The 23,798-nt window shown below is 57.8% G+C and carries 21 protein-coding genes and 2 pseudogenes; 5 read left to right on the forward strand and 18 right to left on the reverse strand.

From position 1 onward, the window contains the following. Positions 1-48: 48 nt before the first annotated feature. The 6 genes from AC0L8G_RS10380 to AC0L8G_RS10405 all read right to left on the reverse strand — a co-directional run bounded on the left by AC0L8G_RS10380 (position 49) and on the right by AC0L8G_RS10405 (position 8,435). Positions 49-1,797 (reverse strand): DUF885 domain-containing protein, encoded by a 1,749-nt coding sequence (locus tag AC0L8G_RS10380; protein ID WP_473384130.1) that lies wholly within the window; start codon positions 1,795-1,797, stop codon positions 49-51. 11 nt (positions 1,798-1,808) lie between these two features. Next, complete coding sequence (locus AC0L8G_RS10385) at positions 1,809-3,179, reverse strand: S41 family peptidase (RefSeq protein ID WP_473384131.1); 1,371 nt, start codon at positions 3,177-3,179, stop codon at positions 1,809-1,811. Positions 3,180-3,320: 141 nt separating this feature from the next. After that, a complete protein-coding gene (locus AC0L8G_RS10390) occupies positions 3,321-6,263 on the reverse strand; it encodes a sarcosine oxidase subunit alpha family protein (RefSeq protein WP_473384132.1) in 2,943 nt (980 codons plus the stop codon). Continuing rightward, positions 6,260-6,541 carry a sarcosine oxidase subunit delta gene (locus AC0L8G_RS10395; RefSeq protein WP_473384133.1) on the reverse strand — a complete coding sequence of 94 codons (282 nt, stop codon included), beginning with the start codon at positions 6,539-6,541 and terminating at the stop codon, positions 6,260-6,262. Before AC0L8G_RS10395 ends, AC0L8G_RS10390 begins: the two co-directional genes overlap by 4 nt. Beyond that, the gene (locus tag AC0L8G_RS10400) at positions 6,538-7,794 is read right to left on the reverse strand and encodes a sarcosine oxidase subunit beta family protein (RefSeq protein ID WP_473388848.1); all 1,257 of its coding nucleotides are present in this window, start codon (positions 7,792-7,794) and stop codon (positions 6,538-6,540) included. Before AC0L8G_RS10400 ends, AC0L8G_RS10395 begins: the two co-directional genes overlap by 4 nt. Then, entirely contained in the window at positions 7,788-8,435 is a 648-nt protein-coding gene (locus AC0L8G_RS10405; protein ID WP_473384134.1) for a sarcosine oxidase subunit gamma, read from the reverse strand. Before AC0L8G_RS10405 ends, AC0L8G_RS10400 begins: the two co-directional genes overlap by 7 nt. A gap of 164 nt (positions 8,436-8,599) precedes the next feature. On the opposite strand from AC0L8G_RS10405, the pseudogene AC0L8G_RS10410 reads away from it, so the two are divergent. From AC0L8G_RS10410 to AC0L8G_RS10425, 4 genes and pseudogenes are all read left to right on the forward strand, one after another. After that, positions 8,600-9,986, forward strand: a pseudogene (locus tag AC0L8G_RS10410) (aminotransferase). Continuing rightward, complete coding sequence (locus tag AC0L8G_RS10415) at positions 9,983-11,113, forward strand: mandelate racemase/muconate lactonizing enzyme family protein (protein WP_473384135.1); 1,131 nt, start codon at positions 9,983-9,985, stop codon at positions 11,111-11,113. The pseudogene AC0L8G_RS10410 and the gene AC0L8G_RS10415 overlap by 4 nt, the downstream one beginning before the upstream one ends. Before the next feature lie 66 nt (positions 11,114-11,179). Further along, positions 11,180-12,088: a beta-keto acid cleavage family enzyme gene (locus AC0L8G_RS10420; RefSeq protein WP_473384136.1), complete on the forward strand. Its 909-nt coding sequence runs from the start codon at positions 11,180-11,182 to the stop codon at positions 12,086-12,088. A 2-nt stretch (positions 12,089-12,090) separates the two neighbouring features. Then, positions 12,091-13,137: a Gfo/Idh/MocA family protein gene (locus tag AC0L8G_RS10425; protein WP_473384137.1), complete on the forward strand. Its 1,047-nt coding sequence runs from the start codon at positions 12,091-12,093 to the stop codon at positions 13,135-13,137. Between the two features lie 109 nt (positions 13,138-13,246). On the opposite strand, the gene AC0L8G_RS10430 is transcribed toward AC0L8G_RS10425, so the two are convergent. From AC0L8G_RS10430 to AC0L8G_RS10465, 8 genes and pseudogenes are all read right to left on the reverse strand, one after another. After that, positions 13,247-13,801, reverse strand: a complete 555-nt coding sequence (locus tag AC0L8G_RS10430) for a nuclear transport factor 2 family protein (protein ID WP_473384138.1) — start codon at positions 13,799-13,801, stop codon at positions 13,247-13,249. Positions 13,802-13,957: 156 nt separating this feature from the next. Next, positions 13,958-14,569: a hypothetical protein gene (locus tag AC0L8G_RS10435; protein ID WP_473384139.1), complete on the reverse strand. Its 612-nt coding sequence runs from the start codon at positions 14,567-14,569 to the stop codon at positions 13,958-13,960. A 122-nt stretch (positions 14,570-14,691) separates the two neighbouring features. Continuing rightward, positions 14,692-15,084 (reverse strand): FkbM family methyltransferase, encoded by a 393-nt coding sequence (locus tag AC0L8G_RS10440; protein WP_473384140.1) that lies wholly within the window; start codon positions 15,082-15,084, stop codon positions 14,692-14,694. Next, positions 14,973-15,476 (reverse strand): FkbM family methyltransferase, encoded by a 504-nt coding sequence (locus AC0L8G_RS10445; protein WP_473384141.1) that lies wholly within the window; start codon positions 15,474-15,476, stop codon positions 14,973-14,975. The genes AC0L8G_RS10440 and AC0L8G_RS10445 overlap by 112 nt, the downstream gene beginning before the upstream one ends. A 9-nt stretch (positions 15,477-15,485) precedes the next feature. Continuing rightward, positions 15,486-16,265: an ABC transporter ATP-binding protein gene (locus tag AC0L8G_RS10450; protein WP_473384142.1), complete on the reverse strand. Its 780-nt coding sequence runs from the start codon at positions 16,263-16,265 to the stop codon at positions 15,486-15,488. Positions 16,266-16,271: 6 nt separating this feature from the next. Next, the gene (locus AC0L8G_RS10455; RefSeq protein WP_473384143.1) at positions 16,272-17,045 is read right to left on the reverse strand and encodes an MlaE family ABC transporter permease; all 774 of its coding nucleotides are present in this window, start codon (positions 17,043-17,045) and stop codon (positions 16,272-16,274) included. Positions 17,046-17,070: 25 nt separating this feature from the next. After that, positions 17,071-17,469, reverse strand: a complete 399-nt coding sequence (locus tag AC0L8G_RS10460; protein ID WP_473384144.1) for an alanine racemase C-terminal domain-containing protein — start codon at positions 17,467-17,469, stop codon at positions 17,071-17,073. 73 nt (positions 17,470-17,542) lie between these two features. Then, positions 17,543-18,172, reverse strand: a pseudogene (locus AC0L8G_RS10465) (alanine racemase); the annotation flags it as partial. A gap of 799 nt (positions 18,173-18,971) precedes the next feature. On the opposite strand from AC0L8G_RS10465, the gene AC0L8G_RS10470 reads away from it, so the two are divergent. Next, positions 18,972-20,735, forward strand: a complete 1,764-nt coding sequence (locus tag AC0L8G_RS10470) for a metallophosphoesterase family protein (RefSeq protein WP_473384145.1) — start codon at positions 18,972-18,974, stop codon at positions 20,733-20,735. Between the two features lie 171 nt (positions 20,736-20,906). On the opposite strand, the gene AC0L8G_RS10475 is transcribed toward AC0L8G_RS10470, so the two are convergent. From AC0L8G_RS10475 to rpsF, 4 genes are all read right to left on the reverse strand, one after another. Beyond that, complete coding sequence (locus tag AC0L8G_RS10475; RefSeq protein WP_473384146.1) at positions 20,907-22,403, reverse strand: replicative DNA helicase; 1,497 nt, start codon at positions 22,401-22,403, stop codon at positions 20,907-20,909. Between the two features lie 97 nt (positions 22,404-22,500). Then, positions 22,501-23,100 carry a 50S ribosomal protein L9 gene (gene rplI, locus AC0L8G_RS10480; protein ID WP_473384147.1) on the reverse strand — a complete coding sequence of 200 codons (600 nt, stop codon included), beginning with the start codon at positions 23,098-23,100 and terminating at the stop codon, positions 22,501-22,503. A 5-nt stretch (positions 23,101-23,105) separates the two neighbouring features. Then, positions 23,106-23,333 (reverse strand): 30S ribosomal protein S18, encoded by a 228-nt coding sequence (gene rpsR / locus AC0L8G_RS10485; protein ID WP_375204073.1) that lies wholly within the window; start codon positions 23,331-23,333, stop codon positions 23,106-23,108. 15 nt (positions 23,334-23,348) lie between these two features. Then, complete coding sequence (rpsF, locus tag AC0L8G_RS10490; protein ID WP_473384148.1) at positions 23,349-23,774, reverse strand: 30S ribosomal protein S6; 426 nt, start codon at positions 23,772-23,774, stop codon at positions 23,349-23,351. Positions 23,775-23,798 lie beyond the last annotated feature (24 nt).

A 23,798-nucleotide genomic window follows, 5' to 3' on the forward strand; every position in this document is an offset into this window, starting at 1 on the left:
GAAAAATTTACCCGCATCGAGCGTGGCTGATTGCGGTATTGGGCTGCGTCAGGCTTTTGTGGCCCGGATGCGCTCGTCACAGAGGCGGTCAAGGAGCGTTAACGGGACAGCGCCATGAGACAACACTGTGTCGTGAAAGTCTCTCACATCGAATGAGGCGCCTAATGCGGCCTCCATTCTCTGGCGAATTTCCATGAACTTCATCATGCCGATTTTGTAAGAGCATAATTGTGCAGGAACGCTCGCGGAGCGCCGCACGATATATCCGGCAAAAATATCGGATTTTCCCGTATGCCTTACAAAAAACGACTTCGCCTGCTCTTGTGTCCAGCGCTTGGCGTGGATGCCAGTGTCCAGCACCAGATTCGCCGTCGATATCTGCTCCTGACGCAGGCGCGTCAGGCGATAACCGATGTCGTCGTCAATGCCGTGCCGGGCGGGCATTGTTTCAGCGTATTTCGCCCAGCCTTCAATATAAGCGTCAAAGGTCATGATGCGCCGTAATGTGGGAAGCGAAGCATCTTCCTGGGCGAGGCTGATTTGCAGATGGTGGCCGGGATAGATCTCGTGATAGGCGACCACCTTCAGCGCCGAATCCGCTTCGGCGAGCGCTTGCTTCGTATTGAGTTCAAAATAACCGCTCCTCGTGCCATCGAGAGAAGCCGGCTGATAGGTATGATTCCTGTCAGCCTCCGCAAAACGAGGCGTCGGCAGCACAGTAGCGCGCGCCCGGGGAAGGGTGTGAAAGAGCGACGTCAGATGCGGTTCCACATTAGCGATAATCTCTTTCATGCGCTCAAGTACGGCGTTCCGGTTTGCTTCGGTGTCCTTGCGAGGCGCTTCCAGGCGTGCGTCGAACGCCGCGTGACATTCCGCAATAGTCGTCGTTTCAATACCAAGCTTGCGGCTTAGCGCTATGATTTCAGCTTCCACGCGCGCGAGTTCACGCCAGCCAAGTTCATGGATATCGTCGGCGTCGAGCGATGTCGTTGTCGTGCTGCGCAATAGAAAGTCGTAATATCCGGCGCCATCCGGTAAGTTCCAAAGGCCGAGTGTTGCAGACGCTTTCGGAATAAGGGCCTCTACGGTCGCGATCAGACGTTCATAGGCAGGGTAGACGGTGTTCTTCAGCAGTGAAGCGCAATCGGCAAGCAAGGCCTCACGATTCTGCGCGGGAAGGTCTGTTAGCTCCAGGCTCTTTTCCTCAAGCGTGGTGTATATGAAATTTTCTTCCGGCGCCGGCGCGATGAATTGCTTTGCTTCGGCCAGCGCGCCTTCGAGAATTATCTGCGGCGCAAGCAAGCCCGACCCCTTGCGTACAAGCGTCAATCGGGCCGCTTCGTCCAATAGCGGCGCAATGCTTGCCAACCGCTCTATATAGTCGCGGACGTCTTGATGGTGACGCATGGGGTGGAGCCCGCTCAGAAACGTCACCGGATCATTCTGAACGCCAAGCGAAGGCCGCAGCAAATATTCGTGGCGTAAAAACGGCCGGCCTGCGGTCCCGACAATCTGGCGCTCATGGCCATAGCGGCAAAAGAACTCGAGAGAAGCGGCGCTGATTTTCTCTGAGGAGTTCAGCGTGCTTTCGGGAAAGCGCTTCACGCCTTCCCCGATCCGCTTCATCATATCGCTACGCCGCAGCGCGGAAGCATCGTCAATCGGCGTAAATCCGGTTTGAGCGACCGGTTCGGCGCCGATTTCGTAAAGACCCATTTGCGTAGGAAATTCAGGTGTCTCGCGTGCGATAGAGCGGCATGCGTCTTCCATGAAAGTTGAAAAGGCAATATTGGTCATGGCCGGTTTTCTCAAGGCGTGATGGCTGCGTAGGAAAGTGGCGCGGTGTTGGATGCGATGTGCTGTAGGGCTGTGTCTATCGCCAGCCGGTAGCCGCTTACAAAGTCAGAGGGCAGAAATACAGGCGTCTCGATATCGACGGGAACGCCGCATCCTTCGAACAATTCACCGCGTGGTGACCGGTAAAGTTCATTGGAAAGATAAAAACGCCACCCATTAGGCATGTGCTTGGCGAGATTGTCTGACAGGATGCCGGTGGAAGGTTGTCCCAGCAAGGTTACATGGGGAAGCGCGCGCATGCACAAGGCCAGAACATCCCCGGCGCTTGGGGTCCGGTTCGATGTGAGGACATAGACTGGGGTGGAAAACTGCTTTCCGCTTGGGGGTTCGACAAAAAACTTTTGCCGAGGCGTCAGGCTTCCGTCAATTCGGGCTTCCTTTGTGAAAGCCAAACGTTTTTTATCTGCGAACCGGTTGGCGATGGCGAGAGAGATTTTATCGAAGCCGCCGCCATTCAGGCGAATGTCTAATATGATGGCATCCGCCCCGGAAAAATCATCGAGCACCTGATCGAGAATCGCGTCGATGGCCTCCAGATCCCGGCGCAGGAAGTTGGCGTGGTCACAGCGGCGCGGCGGGAGATCCGTTGCGTGTTTCGCCGAGGGATCGTCATGCAGCCCGAACATGCGAAAGACGTTCAAATAGCCTACATTCGCAGTGAGCATGCCCCAATGGAAAGCGCCATTGCCGGCTGACTTTCCGGCGGCGCCGAGATATTGCGTCTGGATGAACTTGCCGAGAAGCGCGAGATTGTCGGGATGTCCGATATGATCGACCTTTAATCCTAGCGCGCGGCGCAAGAGCGCCTTTGTCTCGCCGATCTTTTCCGAGCGCGCTATCATGTCGCCATTGATCAGGCTTACATGATTGTCCTTCAACGGTTGGATCAACTCGCCTAGCGCGGCGAACAGGACGTCCGGCGGCGTACCCTCATGGATTGACGGGTCTATGCTTTGGCAGAGCGCATCCCAGTCGACATTGCGTTCTTTGAAAAACGCATAGTCCTGAGCGAATGCCTGGCGAAAGAATTCAAAATTTCGGCGCGGATCAAAATCCCGCGACGCGTCAAGAGGCAGAAGCCGTCCCGGCAAGTCGGCGCGGCGGTCGAAATCATAGATTGAAAGTTCATTTTGGACGTGAAGCTGCAGGTGATTTTGCGCTTTGTCGAGACCGGCATTGAGCCCCGCAGCGAATTCAGCGCGGTCGCCCCGTTCGAATTCGATACAGTCATCCCGGGTTTCGTCGAAAAAAGCATAGCCGGCTGGATCGACTTTGAGATACCAGCCATAACCTCGGCTTTTCCAGACGCCTTCAATAGTCAAAATCTTCCTCCTTGTATTCTTCCTCTGGTCTGCGTCCGACATCTCGAGGTTTCACCTCACTAAGCACAGGCTGGAATGAATTTCAACACGCAGACAAAATAATTGAACGTAGCGTCAGTTTGATATATCGTTTGATCAAATCTATTGCTGCAGGCGCTCATTTTCGGGGTCGTAGAAACAAGCCGGGACAATACGTGCGGGAAGGGTTTGGCCATTGACGTCGATGGTGACGGTCTCCCCAAGGCGCTGCTCGCCAGCCCTGAGCAGACCTATGGCGATCGCGCGCCCCAGGGTCGGGCTGGCGCATGAGGAGGTCACATGACCTTCGGCTTCCCCCGTCGAGGGCGTTATGAAATGCGCGCCGACCGGAATGTGGGCGTCGGGGCGTTCCGGCAAAACACCGACGAGCTGCAAACGATTTGGGCGAAGATTGTCCGGGCGCGATAGCGACCGCTTTCCAACGAAATCGGTTTTCTTTTTAGCGATCGCGTTGCGCCAGCCCACATCTAGCGGCGAAGTCGAGACATCCGTGTCGACACCAACCTCGAGATACCCTTTTTCGAGCCGCAAAATATCGAGCGCCTCGATTCCGAGTGGTGCAAGCCCGAAAGCTTCGCCAGCATCGCGCAAGGCCAGCCAGGCGTCTTCTGCATAGCCTGCCGGAATGCTGAGTTCATAGGAAAGCTCGCCTGTAAAGCTGACCCGCATTAACCGGTATGGCGCGCCGCACACGCTTCCTTCCCGAACGGCCATATGGGAGAATGCGTCGGGAGATAGATCCTGATCTTGAATGACCGCAGAGAGGACATTGCGGGATTTCGGTCCGCTCAATGTAAGCGTAGCCCATTGCGTCGTCGCATTATAAATGGCGACATCCAGTTCCGGCCATTCGACCTGCAACCATTCCTCAAAGGCGAGGAAGACGCCGGTGGCACCAGCGCTTGAGGCGCAGACGAGGTAGTGATCCTCGTCCAGGCGGGCGAACACGCCGTCGTCGAAAATCACGCCGTTTTCTTTGAGCATCATGCCGTAGCGCACACGTCCGGTTTTCAGCGTGAGCACATTGTTGACGTAGATGCGATTGAGAAAGCGTCCTGCGTCCGGCCCCTTCACCTCAATCTTGCCGAGGCTCGAGCTGTCGAACAGCGTCACTGCGTTGCGCGCGGCGACGATTTCACGATGTATCGCCTGATCTTCCGTTTCACCATTGCGCGGATAATATGCCGCCCTGAGCCAGCCGCTATGATTTTCCATCACGCCATTGGCCCCAACATGCCAATCATGCAAAGGCAGGCGCCGCACTGGCCATGCACGCGGACCAGTTTCACGACCGGCGAGAGCGCCAAGGGTAACCGGCGTATAGGGCGGACGGAATGTTGTCGTGCCTACATCGGGGATCGGGCGATCGAGATGAGCGGCGAGGTTGGCAAGGGCGTTGATATTGGACGTCTTGCCCTGATCGGGCGCCATGCCTGTCGTGGTGTAGCGCTTGAGATGTTCTACTGAGACATAGCCCTCGGTTGCGGCCACATCGATCGATTGCGTTGTCACGTCATGATAATAGTCAATCCATTGTCGGCCCTGCGTAGGCGCGCCGGTTCGCCAATGCGGTTCGATGCGATAGGGCAGATCGGCGTTCTCTGCGCGCGGCGCCGGCGCGGAAGACATATCAGCCGAGATATGCGAGGCGCCGCCAGCGCGATGGCCGGCCTCAAGGCTGGCGCTGAGGTCGAATTCGCCATTCGCCGCGCCGATGATTGTCATCGACGATGCGGCGTGTTCGGGCGTGAAACAGGCGTGCGTTTCATCATAACGCAGCTTGCCGCCTTTCTGGGAGAACAGGTGAACCACCGGGCTCCAGCCGCCGGACATGACCAGCAGATCGAAGTTGAGATTGAAGGAGCTGCTTTGTTCATTTGCAGATTGGCGGATGACAGCGCCGGTGACGCGCCGCCGCCCGCTAGTGGCAATGATTTCGCCGCCCGCATAAATCTTGATGTTTCGTTCACGCGCCGCCTCGGCAACATCGCCGGGCTCTTTGCGCGTATCGACAATCGCTTCGATGGCGAGGCCCTTTTCCTGTAATGCGAAGGCGGCTGCGTATGCCCTGTCATTATTGGCGTAGAAGAGTGCGCGCGTTCCCGGCAGGACGGCGTATTGATGGGCGTAACGCCGCACAGAATCTGCGAGCATGATGCCGGGGCGGTCATTGTCAGGAAACACCATCGGGCGCTCCGCCGCCCCGGTCGCGAGGATAGCGCACTGGCATCGTATCTTCCACAAGCGTTGCGCGACGTCGCCATTATGCGGCGCCATTTCGACTGCGATGAAGTAATTGTCATCCCACGCCGCTGCGGCGGTTGTAGAAGTGAGCACGGTGACATTCGGCTGCCGGCGCAGCCAGTCGGCGGTTTTACGTGCCCAGACATTGCCGCTCAGGCCGTCAATGTCCGCCTGCCGCCAGAGCAGGGCGCCGCCGGGTTCCTGCTGGTCGTCGATGAGCAAAATGCGCGCGCCGGTTTGCGCGGCGCTGCGCGCCGCCGCCAGTCCCGCGGGCCCGCCGCCAATGATCAGGATATCGCAATGAGCATGGCGTTTGTCGTAAATATCAGTATCTGGACCGTCAGGCGTGGGCGCTGATCCAGCGAAGCGCCGTATCATGCCTTCGTAAAAGTCCCAGCTCGGCCAGATGAAAGTCTTGTAGTAAAATCCGACCGGGAGAAATTGCGTCGCCCAACCGGTCAGTCCCGATAGATCGCATGCGAGCGACGGCCAACCCGACTGACTTTTCGCCTCAAGTCCTTCATACAGGCGCTGGCGCGTGGCGCGGACATTTGGCGTTTTGTTCGCGCCGCTTCCGACGCTGACGATTGCGTGCGGTTCTTCGACTCCGGCGGAGAGCACCCCGCGCGGGCGATGATAGCGAAAACTGCGCGCTGTCATGGCGACGTCATTGGCGAGCAAGGCAGAGGCGAGCGTGTCTCCTTCAAAACCGGTTAAGGACCGTCCGTTGAATGTAAAGCGTAGCGGTTTGCTGCTGTCGATCCGACTGCCTTCGGGTACACGCCGGGATTGCTTTCTCATGATTGCGGCTCCCGCGGCGTATCGGTGATGTCATAAACAGCGCGGATTTCATGGGTGACGGTGTCCCGTGCTGCATGAAACCACAGCATGCACCCATAGACATGCAGCCAGCGCTCATAGTGCATGCCCATGGGGTTGATGCGGTCAAACTGATAGGCGGACCATTGCGCATCGCTCGCCATGTCAGGTTCTGGCGGGCGCGTGATATGCGCTTCGCCGCCGCACAGGAATTCGTCCTGATTGCGCGGCCCGCACCAGGGGCAGGGGATAAGCATCATAGCAGGGGTTGTCCGAGATCCATGCCGGCGGATGCGCCTTCATCGACAAGCGCGCCGGTTTCGAAGCGGGAAAGAGAAAAGGGTTCGATCAATGGGTGCGGCGCGCCGCGGGCGATTGTGTGAGCCATGGTGTAGCCGCCCGCCGGGATTGCTTTAAAGCCGTAGCTGCCCCAGCCCGCCGAGAGGAAAAGCCCCGCAATCGGCGATTCGCCCAAAATCGGGCTGTGGTCTGGCGTGTAATCGACAATGCCGCCCCATTGCCGCATCCAGCTTAACCGGCTGAAACAGGGGAAGAGATCAATGAGGAAAGCGAAGTTCTGTTCAGGCGTTCCCGCCATGCCACGCCGCGCATAAGAGTTGAACAAATCAGTCTCGCCGCCAATGACGAGTTCGCCGCGCTCCGACTGGCTGACATAGATCGCGCCGTCGAGCACGACGTTGAGGAGAGGGCGCACCGGTTCCGACACCATGGCCTGCAAGGTGTAAGACGAGATTGGCAGTTTAAGCCCGGCGAGACCGGCGACGACACTTGAATGGCCGCCCGCCGCGATCATGACTTTTGGCGCGCGCAATGTTCCCTTTGATGTCTCAACGCCGGCGATGCATCCGTTCTCAATGAGAAAATCGCCCACGCGGCAATTTTCGATGATGTCGACGCCGCGGGCGCTGGCGGCGCGGGCATAGCCCCACGCGACGGCGTCATGCCGGCATGTTCCGCCCTTGCGTTGCAGGAAGCCGCCAAAAACCGGGCGCACGCTGTCGGCGCTGTCATTGAGGATCGGCATCAGCCGCCGGACGCCAGCAATATCGACCAGTTCCGCATCGACGCCTTTGTGACGCATGGCGTTGACGCGGCGATTCATGAGGCGCAATTCGTGGCAGCTGAATGCCAGGGTCAAAACGCCGTTCTGGCGCAACATGATGTTGAAATTCAGCTCGCGGCTCAGTCCTTCATATAGCTTCAGCGAGAAGTCATAAAAACGAATGCTCTCCGCGAACATATAGTTCGAGCGCACGATGGTCGTGTTCCGGCCGGTATTGCCGCCGCCAATCCAGCTTTTTTCAAGCACTGCGACATTGGTGATCCCGTGCTCCTTGGCGAGATAATATGCAGTCGCGAGCCCGTGCCCGCCGCCGCCAATGATAATGACGTCATAGGCGGGTTTGGCAGGCGGACTACGCCAGGCGCGCGGCCAGCGCTGACGCTGGTCAATGGCGTGGCGCGCCATGGAGAGCAGGGAGTATTTCACGATGCTGCGCCTGAAGAAGTAAATTCACCGGCCGCGTCGGTCAGCAATGCCCAAGCGTAGTGTGCGAAACTCCGGTCAACGATCAGGCGATAGGCATGTTGGTCGCGCGTATGGAGGATGGTGACGGGAATGCGCACAAGCTTGGATTGCGCACATCGCCCCGGCGTCATAGCGCTGTTTTCAAAATCCAGTGCGCAAAGCTTGGAAAGCAGGATGGGCGCGCTGTCCCCGGCGAGATCGAAGACGGTCTTCGCATCGCTTGCATCGGCGGCGATGATTGATGCGCCCGCGCATGCCGATTGCAGCCGTTCGCACAACATTGCGGTTTCTGTTTCGCCGACAAGCAGCAGCCAATAAGCCGGCGCAAGCCAGAGGATGGTGTGCGCGCCAAATTCGGCGCTATTGGGCGTCGCGGGAATTGGCATGCCCGCTATGCTTGAAATAATTTTTTGCACTACCGCGTCATTGCGCTTGGCGCGCAACGCAATGACTCCCAGCGCCGAGGCTGCATTCAAATGCAGGCGGTCAGTCTCAACGCCCCGGATTTGTTCGGATGAGCGGGAGGACAACGACGGCGAGCGCTTGCTCCAGTCTGACGTCAAAGAAACACCTCGGGTTTCGGCGCAATTTGCGTGTTGGGTCATCTGCGATTTCCATCACAAACAATGGGGTGCGTATTCTCCCCGTGATGCAGGATTGACCAGAGGTATATTTTAATTTAACGCTGGGTCAATAAGGTATTCGCTGCGCCCGTGGGGGGCAAAAGCCTTCAAGTTAGTGCGCAGGAACCGTTCAAAGGGGCTTTGGAATGGACGCGCAATCAAATCTGTCGTTGGAAGAAATTGACCGCGCCAGCCTCATTCATCCGTTTACGCCGTTAAGGCCATTCGCCCATGGCGAAACGCCAGATCCGCGCATGGTCGCCAGCGGCGCCGGGATCTCGCATTAAGGATACGCAGGGACGAGAACTGATTGACGCCTTTGCGGGGCTTTATTGCGTCAATATTGGTTATGGCCGGATGGAAGTCGCCGAGGCGATTTTCGAACAAAGCAAGAAGCTCGCTTATTGTCATTCATACGCCATGCAGGGACATGAGCCCGGTGCACTGTTGGCAAAGAAGATACTCGAATGGGCGCCGGATAATATGGCCCGCGTGTTTTTCGGCTTGTCCGGCTCCGACGCCAATGAAACGCAAGCGAAAATCGTCTGGTACTATCACAATGTTCTCGGCAAGCCGCAAAAGAAGAAGATCATCGCCCGGCGGCGGGGCTATCATGGTTGCACCGTTATTTCAGGTAGCATGACGGGCCTGCCTTATTATCATGTGGCCTTCGACCAGCCGACCGGGCCGATCCTGCACACAACCTCGCCGCATTATTATCAAGAGGCGGAAGCCGGCATGTCGGAAGCCGAGTTCTCCGCCCAATGTGCGGGAGATCTCGAGACCCTTATTGAAAAGGAAGGCGCGGATACGATTGCTGCGTTTATCGCCGAACCGATGTTAGGGACCGGCGGTCTCGTTCCGCCTCCGGAGGGCTATTGGCCTGCGATCCAGGCGGTGTTGAACAAACACGACATTTTGCTGATCGCCGACGAGGTGATTACGGGGTTTGGCCGTATGGGGACGCCCTTTGGCTGCGATTATTACGACATCAAGCCCGATCTGATCACCGCAGCGAAGGGGCTGACCAGCGCATACCTGCCGTTATCTGCAGCGATTGTCGGCGAGCGCGTCTGGAGCGTTCTTGAAGACGGTTCTGATATGTTCGGACCGTTTTCCCATGGCTACACCTATACCGCTCACCCCACTTGCGCTGCGGCGGGCCTTGCCAATCTCGAAGTGATTGAGCGCGAAAACATCATGGAGAATGTCCGCGAGACTGGCGGTTATTTCCAGAAGCGCTTGCGCGAGACATTTGGCGACCGGCCTTATATTGGCGATGTGCGCGGGGTCAATTTTCTGGCGGCGATTGAATTTGCAGCCCACAAAGAAACCAGAACGCCGTTTGACCCGGACCTTAAGGTCGGCCCCAGATTTTCCGCCGCCTGCCTTGAGGAAGGCGTGATTGCGCGGGCTATGCCGAATGGCGACATGCTTGGCTTTGCGCCGCCTCTGGTGACGACGCGCACTGATGTCGATGAAATCATTGAGCGCGTAGACCGCGCCGTGACCAAAACGGCGGGGTCGCTATGAGGCGGGCGACTGCGGCGCTGACGATAGATCGTATTGTTGTTTCGAAGCTCAACATCGCTGCAAAACATAAAGTCGTCACGCCCATCGGCACGATTGACGGTGCGCGCAATGTAGTGATCCGGATCGATACGGATGCCGGGCTTGTCGGTTGGGGTGAAGCCAGTCCCTTCGCGCCGATCACGGGAGCGACGCAGGAGACAAGTTTCGAGGCGGCGAAAATGCTGGCGCGGCTGATCAAGGGCAAGGACGCGCTCGCCATTGGCGCGCGTATGGCCGAAATCGACAAAGCGTTGGCCGGCGATCCCTCCATTCGCGCTGCTTTTGATATGGCCCTTTATGACATCGCCGCGAAAGCCGCCGGCATGCCGCTTTATCGCTTTCTGGGCGGTGAGCGCAGAGTGTTGCGCACCGATATGACGATCGGCCATCAGGATACACCCGATGACACTGCTGCACATGCGCAAGACGCTTTGGATGCGGGTTTTCGCGCCCTCAAATTGAAGGTGGGCCGCGCCGGTCTGAGGGATGTCGCTCATGTTGAAGCAGTGCGCGCCGTCGCGGGAAGCGAGGTGGCCATCACGATCGACAGCAATCAGGGGTGGGACTTGCCGACCGCGGCTGCGAATATTCGCGCCATGGCGCCGTTCAACCTGCTCTACTCGGAACAGCCGCTGCCATGCTGGGATATAGACGGCTTCGCGCAGTTGCGGCGCATGGTCGATTTGCCGATCTGCGCCGATGAAAGCATGTTCACGCATTACGACGCGCTTCGTCTCGTGCGCGCGCAAGCGGCGGATATTTTAAACATCAAGCTCGGCAAAGCGGGCGGCGTTCATGTGGGGTTGAAGATCAACGCCATCGCCGAAGCGGCGGGGCTGAAATGCATGATCGGTTGTTTCGCCGAAAGCCGCCTCGGTCTCACCGCCGCCGCGCATCTCGCTATGGCGCATCCCAACATTGCTCATCTCGATCTTGACTCGGTGTTTGTTTTTTCGGCGGACCCGGTTCTTGGCGGCCTGGCGTACCGGGTCGAAGAAGGCGGTGTCATTACATTGCCCGAGGCGCCGGGGCTGGGCGCGGAGATTGCGCTCGCCGCAATCGACAAGGCGGATCAGGCGGAAATTTAAGAAGACAGCGATCGACACAGCCGCCGTATGCGGCGTGTTCTTTCGCCATCAAAAGAGTGGAATAAAATGTCCGGCAAACGTAAGGCATATATCACCTGCGCGGTGACGGGGAACGCGCCCTTTAACCCGAAACATCCTAATTTTCCGGTGACGCCGAAAGAAATCGCCAATGCGGCGATAGAGGCGGCGCATGCCGGCGCGGCTATTGCGCATATCCATGTGCGCGATCCGGAGACAGGGCAGGGTTGCCGGGATCTGAATCTTTTCAGGGAAGTCGTTGATCGGATTCGCCAGTCAGGAACCGATATCATCATTAATCTCACCGCCGGCATGGGGGCGTTCCTGTTGCCCGATCCGGAAGACGAAAGCCGCGCGCTCCCTGAAAGCGACGTTATCGGCGTCGAAGAGCGCGTCGCGCATCTTAAGGACTGTCTGCCCGACATCGCCTCTATCGACGTGACCACAGGCAACCAGGTCGAGGGCCCGGTTGAGTTTGTTTATCTGAACACGACGCGGACGCTGCGGGCGATGGCGAAGCGGTTTCGCGATTTCGGCGTTAAGCCCGAAATAGAAACCTTCCAGGCGGGGGATATTCTGTTCGCCAATCAGCTCCTTGAAGAAGGGCTGATTGAGGGCCCTACTATGTACCAGTTTGTACTGGGCGTGAAATGGGCGGCCCCAGCAGATGTTGAGACCGTGCTCTATATGAAAAACCTCCTTCCCAAAGGCCTGCCTGTTCACTGGACGGCTATGGGAATTGCACGGGATGCGTTTCCGATGGCGGCGCTGTCTGTGCTGCTTGGCGGTCACGTTCGGGTGGGGCTTGAGGACAATTTATATCTCGAGCGCGGGGTGTTCGCGACAAACGGGCAACTTGTCGAGCGCGCAGTGCGCATCATCGAGCATGTGGGGTGCGCCGTTGCAACGCCTGATGAGACCCGTGAGATGCTGGGGTTGAGGCCTCGCGAGGGATAAGGATGTCGCTTCGGGTCGGAATTATTGGATTAGGCGCCGTCGGCGAAGTGCACCTCGCGGCGCTTCAAGATTGCGCAGGGTGTGAGGTGGTCGCTGCGGCGGAACCGAATGAGGCGCGGTTAAATGCGCTCGCCGCAAGACATGGCTTTGTTCCTTATCGAGACGCCGCCGCGATGCTGGCGGCGGCGAAGCTCGATGTCGCCATAATTGCGACGCCTGCATTGACCCATGAGGAACTTGTCACCGCATGCGCCCATCGCGGCGTACATGTGCTTTGTGAAAAGCCTCTCGCTTTGAGCTTGAAGGCGGCAGTCAAGATGATCGACGCCTGCGCCAGGTCGGGCGTTCAATTGGGGTACGGGTCGACTTACCGTTACCTTTCGCCGGTTTTCAAGGCGTATGAAATTATCCGGCGTGGTGAGATTGGCGATGTCGTTTTGATCCGCGAGACATATGTCAGCGGCTATGGTCCTGAAAAATGGTCAGCCTACGGCCCGCACCATTATCCCCATGGCGGCATGGGCGGCTCCGGCATGGGGCTGGTGGATCACGGCATTCATATGTTCGACATTTTCCCTTGGCTCGCCGATGACAAAATTGTTTCTGTTTCGGGGCGCGGCAATATTTCAGGTTCCGCGCCGCAGACGGAATTTTGCGTAATGCAGATGTCTCGCGGGGCGACGGGCATTGTCGTATATAATGATGCGACCTGGAGCACAAAGCTTCCGGGTGAGGGCGCGTTCAGCAAAGGCGGCGCTTGGGATAAGGACGGCTACAATCCGCCGGGCGCCTGGAGTACAGAGCCCGGTTGCATTCACGTTCACGGAACAAAGGGTGCGTTGCGCATTTATCATTACGCGCATCGCCTGTACCGGTTTTCGGAAAATGGGCCCGAACAAGTCACTCTCGACGATGAAGTCGCGCCGGCGCATTTCCGCCGGCAGATGGAAAGCTTTTGCACGGCGATCAGAACGGGGACGCCTTTTGAACCTGCCGGTCAGGCGGGGCGGGAAGCGCTCGGCTGGCTATTGGCGGCGTATAAGCGTTGATTTAGAAAGCGCTGGCTCGCGCCAGCGCACTCAGCGCTAGCATGGCGCGACCGTCCTTGTTGCACGAAAAACCTGGTCAGGCGCGAGGCCTGACCAGGTCGTGTGAAGCTTAGTCGATAGCCGGACGGTCTTTCATATATGTTTCGTCATACTGGTCGTGCATGTCGCTATCGCTGACGATATTGCGTTCGCTGAAATACCAGACGCCATCGACTTTTTTAAGCTTGTCATATTCGCGGCCTTGTTCGGCGAGGCGCGGGGCGATTTTGATGTTGTCATTCATCACGCCGGTCCAGATCGTGATGGCGGTTGCGGTGTCTCCATCGATCGAAATACGCGGGTTGGTCAACAACATGTGGAATGTACCCTGACGAAGCGGGCTCGCGCCGGCGCCAAGCTCGGCGTAAATATCATCAATGGCTTTGCGTCCGACATATCTTTTGCCGTTGACGATAAAGACCGCATCTTTGGTGAAATATTCGCTGAGATTGTGGTGCCCGCCGGAACCAAGCTTGGCGTAGTATTCCACAATAAGATCTTCAATCTGAATCCGATCAAGCAAGGTCTCGGCGGTGACGCCGGGTTCTCTTGCCGCCGCAGGGGCTGTGATCGCCGCCATGGAGACGGCGGAAACGCCGATGAAAAGCGCTGCCGCCCAATTCAATTTATGACTCTTTGTTGCCGTCTTGAACATTTCGGAATTCTCCCTGCTGAAACTTGTTTGATGCGTTTCTTGTCGGGCCGATCCTACAGATAAGCGCCGGGCAGTCGAATTCCGAAACATGATGACGTTCATTGCAAAGCATGAACGGGAAAGCTTTTAGCCCTTATAGACCCAGTATTCCGGTCCGAAGCGGGTTTCGAGTTTTTTCAGTTGCTCTTTGTGAATTTCACGCACCCTTGCAGGGGTGATGGCGTCCGCCGGATCGATTTCTTCAATTTTAAGACTGGTTTTGTCTTCATAAAGATGTTCCCCCGCCAGGCGCGCCTTGTCGTCATAGGGCCAGATAAACGCCTGCCGGCTGGAGACGTGATACAGTCCTTCCGGCTTGTCGACGTCGTAACCGATGGCTTGCAAGTCGGCGCCTTTCGCCATTTGGTGGAAAGTGATCTCGTCGCAAATGCCCCAATCGTTTACAGCGAGGCGGTCATCTGAATGCCAAAGCACGGCTTCGCCAACGCTGTTATAGAAGGCGAGCACGCCCTCTTTTCCTTCGACGATGGCGGGGTTGTCGCCCCAGCTTACGCGGTAGACCGGGTGATCGACGGTCATGTCCGATGCGAGAATTTTGTCATACTCGCCGCCGCCCTCAAGATGCACATGGCGCCAGAAATTGAGCAGGATCGCTTTGTGAAACGGATCGCTTGTGCGCTCATAAAGCGCTTCGGTCGGCTCCATGCAGGTGTAAACAGCCCGTTCGTATTTGTTCATGCTTCCTCCGGATTTTTCGCCAGTTGATATGACGCTGAAACTTTGCACGCCTCCGGAAGTTAAGTCAGATACGGCCAATTCGGAAACCATGCGCGATTGTCCGGGAAAGATTCGCGTTAGTCCTAGCGTCGGTTGTTTACGCCAAAAGTCATTTGTCGTTTCCCGACAGTTTCATCGGTCACGCGGAAGCCATTGCTCTCCAGTATCGCGCGACATGATTGATGCGTGCGCTCCCCATGGCGCTCCGCGCCGGTGTCGAGAGCGATGACGTTTATCTTCGAAAACATTGCGCCAATCCCTTGCAGGACTTCCGGCTCGGCGCCTTCCGCGTCACATTTCAGCAAGTCGATTTTCGCAATGCCATGATCGGCGCAGAATTGTTCAACGGTGACCGCCTGCTTACTCAGTTCCGGGCCCTGGCCTTCGCAGAAGACCGAGCTGTCTGCGCGTTCCGGGGCGGAAAAAAGCTGATCGGTGCGTTTTCTTTCCAGATCAGCGTGTCGAAACAACGGCAATCTGCGATGTCTTTTGTGTTCGCCTTGAGGCATTCGAATACGCGCGGGTCGGGCTCAAGACAGAAAATACGCGCGCCGTGTCTTTGCGCAATATGCGCAAACTCGCCGGCATTGGCGCCGATATCCAAAACCACATCGCCGGGTGTCAGCGTGACATGCTTGCCAACGCCATATTCCCGTTCAAGCTGATCGAGCCTTGCGCGCCAGCCCTTTTTATAGAGTTTCCAGCGCAAGGGCGAGGGAACGTGAATCGATGCCCCTTCAACATTGATGAGCGCGCCCAAAGGGTGTTCTTCAATGGCGACCGGCACATGGCCGCGAAAAGAGAGCGCCGCATAAACAGACTGGCGCAATAGCTTCAACCGTTGCTTTAGCGGCAGGTCAAGGCTCATTCCTGCTGCCTACCCTTTGCGCACGGCCATCTGGATCGGACCTTCGGCGCGTCCATGCACGAATTGATCGACCATTGGATTGCCGGAATTCTCCATCTCGTCGGGTTTGCCACGCCAGATGATGCGGCCCTGATAGAGCATGGCGATTTCATCGGCGATCTTTCGCGCCGAGGCCATGTCATGGGTGATCGAAATCGCCGTGGCGCCGAGGGCTTTCACCCGGTCGACGATTAGATTGTTGATGACATCGGACATGATCGGATCGAGGCCCGTGGTCGGTTCGTCAAAAAACAGAATATGCGGGTCCGATGCGATGGCGCGCGCGAGGCTTACGCGCTTCTGCATGCCGCCGGACAATGCGGCGGGTTGCAAATCACCGACTTCCGGCGCCAGGCCGACTTGCCCGAGGCATTCAATCGCCTTTTCCCGCGCGGCGGCGCGTGGCTTTCGTTCGGCGTTGAGCAGGCGGAAGGCGACATTCTCCCAGACCTTCAGGCTGTCGAACAGGGCGGAGCCCTGAAACAGCATGCCCGACAATTCCGTCATGAAGCGCTTGTCGCTGTCGGAGTGTTTGGCGATATTGCGGCCTTCGACCTTGATGCTTCCCCGGTCGGGCCGCATCAGGCCGATGATGCATTTCAGCAATACGGACTTGCCGCTGCCGGACCCGCCGATGATCACCAGCGACTTGCCCTTGACGATATCAAGCTCGATGCCGCGCAACACTTGGTTGCCGTTAAAGCTTTTGTGCAGGTCCTGCACGCTGATCGCGTAATTCGTCTCGCTCATGCCGTCTTAAAACTCCACCAGGAACGAGGTCATCACATAGTTTGACGCGAGGATGGCGACGGCGGCGGCGACGACGGCTGTGCGGGTGGAGGCGCCGACCCCTTGCGCGCCGCCGCGGCTGTTATAGCCGTAATAGCAACCCATCACGGAAATCACATAACCAAACACCGCAGCCTTGAGTAGCCCGCTGATCACATCGCGGTTTTCAAGAAACTCCGCGATGTTGCGAATGAAAACCGGTCCGGAAAAGTCGAGACCGTACACCGCAACAAGGTAGCCGCCATAGACGCCGATAATGTCGGCGATCAGCACAAGGACGGGCAGCGCGACGATAGTGGCGAGAATGCGCGGTGCGATAAGATATTTGAAGGGATCAACCGCGAGGGTCGACATGGCGTCGATTTGTTCGGTGACGCGCATGGTGCCGATTTCCGCCGCCATGGCCGACGAACAACGCCCGGCAACCATCAGGGCGGCGAGGACCGGTCCCAATTCGCGCACGATTGAAACACCGAGAATCTGCGGCAGGAAGGTCTCGGCGTTAAACCGCAACGACCCATCATAGATGTTGAGCGCCAGCGCCGCGCCGGTGAACACAGCGGTCAGGCCCACCACGGGGAGGGAGGTGAAGCCGATGCGAAAGAGCGATGAGAAAAAGGCGCGCCAGTAGAATTTGCCGGTGACGCCGGCGAGGGCGCCGCGCGCCGCGAACTCGGCCATCCGTCCGGTTTCGCGCAGCGTGTCGAGGGTGACGCTGCCGGTGAGGGCGAAAATGTTCATGGCCTAGCGTTCCTCTCCTAAGCAGCTACAGGTAACGGCGATCAACCCGCCCGCCAAGCCCTGTGAGCAAGTCATAGGCGACGCGGTCGGTCGTTTGCGCGGCTTCGAAGAGACGCAATGCCGGACCGAAAAACTCTGCTATATCATCAGCTTTCGCCGGTTTCTTCAAATCGGTCACATCCAGGGTGACGAAATCCATGGAGACGCGGCCGACGACCGGCGCGCGTTCGCCATTGATAATCGCGGCGCCGCGTCCTGCCCCGGCGCGGGGATAGCCGTCGCCATAGCCCAGCGCGACCGTAGCGATCTCGCGTCGGGCGGTTGGCGGTGAAACTCGCGCCATAGCCGACGGTTTCTCCCGGTTCGAGCTGGCGGATCTGGCGAATCGGCGCGCAGAGCCTCGCCACCGGCTTAACGCGCGCATCGTCTATGTCGAACGGGCTGCCGCCATAAAGCGCGATGCCGGGACGGACCATGTCAAATCGATAGTCCTCGCCCATCAACGCGCCGGCCGAGGCGCTGAGCGACAGCCGCGCGCCGGGGAAATGTTGCGCCGCTTCAGCAAAACGCTCGCGCTGTTCGCGGTTTTTCTTGTGCGCCGGGTCGGAAGCGCAGGCGAGGTGGCTCATCACCAGAGACAGGTTCAGGCCCTTTATGCCCGCGATGTCGGCAAGAGCGCTGACGGGGGCGCCGAGCCGGTTCATGCCGGTGTCGACATGCAGCGCCGCCGCAGCTCCGGGTTGGCGCGCCGCCCAGAGCGCGGCCTGTTCGCGTGAATTGATCACCGGGGTCAGTTGCGCCTGTTCGAAAAGCGGCAGGCTTTGCTCTGACGGTCCGGCGAAACAATAGATCGCCGCGTCGGTCGCGTTGAGCGCCGCGCGCAGCTTTGCGCCCTCTTCCGGATAGACGGCGAAAAATTCGCGTGCGCCGGCGCGGTCATAGAGCGCGCGGGCGACCGGTCCCGCGCCAAGCCCATAGGCGTCGCATTTCACCGCCGGGGCGAGGGCTGCGCCCGGCGCAGCATCCGCCAGCATGGCGTAATTGGCGCAGAGCCCGTCGAGGCAGATCTCGACAAATGGGCCCTGTAAAATCGCGCTCTGTCCGTTCAGTGTCATCGCATCCTTCATGGCGTCAGCCTTACGCGGCTTTGCGGGGCGGGAAAAGGCCGCCCCCTTTCACGGTCGCCGGAGCAGGGAGCCAAAAGCCTCACCAAACTCCAATTTGAGCAGCAGTATAGGGCCATCAGAAAAGTGGTGCGGACTTATCCCCCAACATTTTTTCCGTGGTATCATGAACGGCGCCCGCCTGTTCTGTTGGCAGGACCAGGGGCGCATATGCTCATAAACCTGCTGCAGCGTCCTTCCGCTGAACGTTGGCGTCACTCAAAGCGAGGCGAGCAGACAAGAAGAAACTACCGCTTCTTCTGCAAAAGGCGTCTTCTATTAAAATGGACGAGGCGGCATAGACTTTAGTTTATCGCCGCGATTTCCGCATAAATCTACAAACAATTTGAAAATATTCAGCCTACGTCACAAATGCGCCTGACGCAGTGCGTGCGCCACAATAATATTTTTGATGCGCATCGCCGCTTGTCTGCTGCAGTCGGTATTTAAACCTTCGCAATAATGTCTTCGGGCTGTCACGGAGATTCTATACCGGCTGCGATCCTGTGTGGGGTGTGACTCCTCGAGAATGTCTGTGAAGAGATTGGAGACAGTAGTGAATAAGTTTAGGCCTGTGTTGTATGCCGGGGCGGCAGCGGCAACGTGTTTTTTGGTGAGTTGTGAAGACAGTCCGTCGATGGATGTTTCTCCACCGGTGGTTGAAGCACCGGCACCGGCGCCTGCTGCGCCGGAGCCGTTTGTGATTGGCCTTCTACCGGATACCCAAGGGGGATCGGATTCGTCTGGTCAAGCCCATGTCGCAATGCATCCGATGGATGAAATCCTGAAGCATCAGACCGGCAAAGATGTCGATATGGTGCTCGCGCTTGGCGACTTGACCGATAACGGCTCTGACGTCGAGTTTGCGGAATGGCGCTCCGTCGCCGATCAATACGCCGCCGAAGGCATCGAGTTCCTGCCTGTCATGGGCAACCACGAGACCAGTTACGCCTATACCCAGAACTGGATCGAGAATATGAAGAACTTCATCCCGGAGGATGCGGTCCACATGCCGGGCTATGAGTGGGTGAACTATTATGTCATCCGCGAAAATGTCATCATTTTCGGTCTCGCTTACTACAATCTTCCAGTCGCTTTCGACTGGATCAAAAATGTCGTCGAGAGCCATAAAGGCGAATTCGACCACATCGTTGTTGCGAGTCATGATGGGCTGATCGGCGCGAAATACGGCCAGACGCTGGAGCAGATCGTCGACGGCACAAAAGATGACGACTGGGTTTACGGTATCCAGGAAGACATCCGCAAGTTCTTCGCCGCGAATGATGTAATTTATGTGCAAGGTCACGAACACCAGTATCAGCGCTCACTGATCAGTGCAAAAACCATTCTCACCACCTTGCCTTCCAGCTCGACGCCCTATGGCGGCAATTACAAGATGGACGTCTACACCCAGATCATGTCTGGCAACGCGTCTTATAAGGGATATGAGTTCCGCTTTGGTGAACGCGACCTCGTGCAGTCGATCATCTCCCAGAAAAACGCCACCATGGCTAACGGTTCGACCCATTTCGACGTAAACTCCTCGCTGCTGACCTTCACTGGCGACCGGGTCGATTACCAATCCTATTTCGCTGAGCATACGGCGACCTCCAATGATGCGTCGCAGGATTTCGACGCTGACTGGAAAATGCTCGACAAGTTCTCGCGCACCAAAAACCGTTGCGAAACGATCGTCTATCCGAACTCAATTCTCGCCGAAACGCGTCCTGTTCTCGTGCTTCAGTCGGAATATCTGACACAGGACTGCTATGGCGATGACGGCAGCGATGTCCGTTTGGTCGGGGGCGTGAACAATACGTTTAACCGCACCGACACGCGCACCCGTGATTTGAGCTACACGCCAGGCATCTCCCGTGCCGAAAGCCTCAATGACCTGCTGCGCCTCGCTTATCAGTGGCTCTATCAGGTTCACGAAAGCTGGAACCCGAACCTCAACAGCCCGGTGCGCGTTTACCCGGATTCAGGCGCGGACGAATTAGTGATCCCTGAGACCACGATCGACCTGAAGGAATATGTGGCGACAAGCTGGCTGCCGGCCGAAAGCGCCACTGCCAGCGACATCGTCATCATCTCCGGCACCCAGAACCAAACTGGCGTTTATCAAGACGATTACGGCGTGCCGCTAGACATTGAGACCGACACGGGGCTCGCCAACTCTCAGACTGACGGCTCCGCCAAGCAGCCTGTCACGACTCTGCCAGCAACGGCGACGAAGGACCCGGACATCACCGACGCAGTGTCAGACGCCTACGCTGTTCAGTTCACCGGTCCCGAAGGGCTCGAGAATGTAACGCTCGCCATGCGACAGGGCGAAAGCTGGAATGCGCTTGCCGACGACGCCTGCATCGTCGATGGGCCCTTCTCCGAGAGCTACCTCTCGTCGCCGCCGGCGCGTGATGCGTCTTGCGCCTCCGTTCCGCTTGTCGGTCACGATACGTCTTACGGCGCGCGCTTCTGGGTTGTTCTCAGTACGGACGCCGAACTCGCGCTTGTCACAAAGTCATAACGGCTTGGTTTGACAGTCGCCCTGAGCTTGCCCGAAGGCCGTAAGGACTTCGGGCCTGCCGCAAAGCTCCGCTCTCGCAAGAGGCGGGGCTTTTTTTGAGAACGTTTTTTTGCACGAAAGCGTTTACGCCGAGCGGGCAATAAGGGCGCGTCGACCTAACCCTAGGCCGCCCTAATATCCGCTATTGTCATCATTTCCATAGCGGTCATCCGCAAGATCGGAGAAGCGCGTGAACTTCTCTTCAAAGTGCAGATCGACCTTGCCGATGGGGCCGTGGCGCTGTTTGCCGATGATGACTTCCGCCGTGTCGCCGATTTCTTCGAGGCGGGCGAACCATTTGACATGTTCTTCGGTGCCTTCGCGTGGTTCAGCGCGGCTGAGATAGTATTTTTCGCGATAGACGAACAACACGACGTCGGCGTCCTGCTCGATCGAACCTGATTCACGAAGGTCGGAAAGTTGCGGGCGTTTGTCTTCGCGTGACTCAACCTGACGGGAGAGCTGGGAGAGGGCGATGACCGGCACGTCGAGTTCTTTCGCCAGCGTCTTCAGGCCTTGCGAGATTTCCGTAATCTCCTGCACGCGGCCGTCATTGCGGCGGGCGGAGCCGGTGAGCAGTTGCAAATAGTCGACGACGAGAAGGTCAAGCCCGTGCTGGCGCTTGAGGCGGCGCGCGCGCGCCGCAAGCTGCCCGATGGCGAGGCCGCCCGTGTCGTCGATATAGAGCGGCATTTTTTCGAGTTCGCGCGCTGCGTGATAGATCTTGTCGAATTGCTCCTGATCGACCTCGCCGCGGCGGATTTTTTCCGACGGAACCTGCGCAAATTCAGAGATGATGCGTGTCGCCAGCTGTTCGGCCGACATTTCCAGCGAGAAAAACCCGACTACAGCGCCTTCGACGGTTTTCATTGTGCCATCAGGCTGGCGTTCGGTGCGATGCGCCTTTGCGGCGTTGATGGCGATGTTGGTTGCTAGCGACGTCTTGCCCATGGAAGGCCGGCCGGCGAGGATGATCAGGTCTGACGGATGCAGCCCGCCCAGCATGCGGTCGAAATCGCGCAAGCCTGAAGAGACGCCCGCCAGGCCGCCATCGCGTTTGACCGCCGCGTTTGCAAGCTCAATGGCTTCGGTGATCGCCGAGCGGAAGCTTTTGAAGCCGCCGCCATATTTGCCGGTCTCGGCAAGTTTGTAGAGCGCCTGTTCCGCATCCTGCAATTGCTGCGCGGGGCTGTCTTCGAGCGTTGCGATCTTCGCCCGTTCATTCATCTCCGAGCCGATATTCATCAGGCCGCGGCAGACGGAAAGGTCGAAGACGATTTTGGCGTAGTCGCTGGCGCCCGCTGTTGACGGCACATTCGCGGCGAGCTGTTCCAGATAGCGCTTGCCGCCCGCATCCAGATAGCCCTGCTTGGTCGCGAGATAGGTGTCGATCGTCACCGGCGACCCAAGGCGGCCTGAATTGATCAAATCGCCCGCCGCTTCAAAGATCATCTGGTGGACGGGATCGAAAAAATGTTCGGGCTTCAGATAGGTGGAGACGCGATAAAATATTTCGTTATCGAAAAGGAGTGCGCCGAGAATCGCCTGTTCGGCGTCGAGGCTTACGGGGAGTTTTTCCTCCGTACCCGGATTAGTAGGGTGTGCATTGGTTGCGCCGTCCGCCATCATGCCGTTAGATCAAAAAAAACGCCGGCTGAACAGTCAGCCGGCGCGTGAATTTTTCCCCTTATGAGGGAAAATATTTTCGCTTGCGCGAAATGTATTTTTATTCTGACTTTTCTTCTTCGGCAGCGTCGTCAGCCGCAACTGCAGCATCGGCGCCTTCGTCAAAGAATTCAGCTTCTTGCGCGTCGTCCTGCTCCAGGCGATCATCTTCGCGTGCGAGGACATCTTCACCGCGCGCTTGCCGTTCGGCTTCTTCTGCCGAGCGGGCAATGTTGATGTTGATCTTGGCGTCGACTTCCGGGTGGAGAACCACGCGGACGGCGAAAACGCCGAGCGCCTTCAACGGCTTGTCGAGACGAACCTGGCTGCGTTCAATCTGCACGCCGCCTTCGGTGGCCGCATCCGCGATGTCGCGCGTGGAAACGGAGCCGTATAGGGCGCCGGTTTCAGACGACTGGCGGATAACCACGAAAGACGAACCGTCGATTTTTGCAGCGACCTGTTCGGCTTCTTTTTTACGCTCGAGGTTGCGCGCTTCGAGTTCGACACGCTGCGCTTCGAACGCTTGTTTGTTGTTGTCATTGGCGCGGAGCGCCTTTTTCTGGGGGAGCAGGAAGTTCCGCGCATAGCCCGCGCGCACTTTCACTACATCGCCCATCTGGCCGAGATTTTCGACCCGTTCAAGAAGAATGACGTCCATGGGGCTTACTCCGAAACATAAGGAAGCAAGGCGAGGAAGCGGGCGCGCTTGATGGCGCGCGCGAGTTCACGTTGCTTCTTGTGAGAGACTGCGGAGATCCGCGACGGAACGATCTTGCCACGCTCGGATACGAAACGCTGAAGCAATTTCGGATCCTTGTAGTCGATCTTCGGCGCGTTATCGCCGGAGAAAGGGCAAGTTTTGCGGCGTCTGAAAAATGGTTTAGCCATGATGTTTCCCTTTCCTGATTAACGGCGGTCGCCGCGATCGCCACGATCACCGCGGTCGCCCCGGTCACCACGATCACGGTCGCCACGGCCGCCGCGATCCCGATCGCCGCGGTCATTGCGGTCACGGCGCGACAGAACAGGCGATGGCTCGGCGTCATGTTCTTCAACGCGAATGGTCAGCGCGCGCAGGATGTCGTCATTGATCTTTTCCTGACGCTCAAGTTCGAAGATGGCGTCGCCCGGCGCTTCGATGTTGAAAAGGCTGTAATGGCCCTTGCGGTTTTTTCTGATTTTGTACTGGAGATTGCGAAGACCCCAATATTCGGACTTCTCAATCTTGCCGCCGTGATCGGTGACGATCTTGGCGAGCGTTTCGGTCAGTCCCTCAACCTGCGCAGGCGAGATATCCTGACGCGCAATAAAGATGTGTTCGTATAGCGGCATGAAGCCAGCTCCTGCTTTGGGCGA

This window comes from Hyphococcus sp. D3-15 (genome assembly GCF_055809375.1).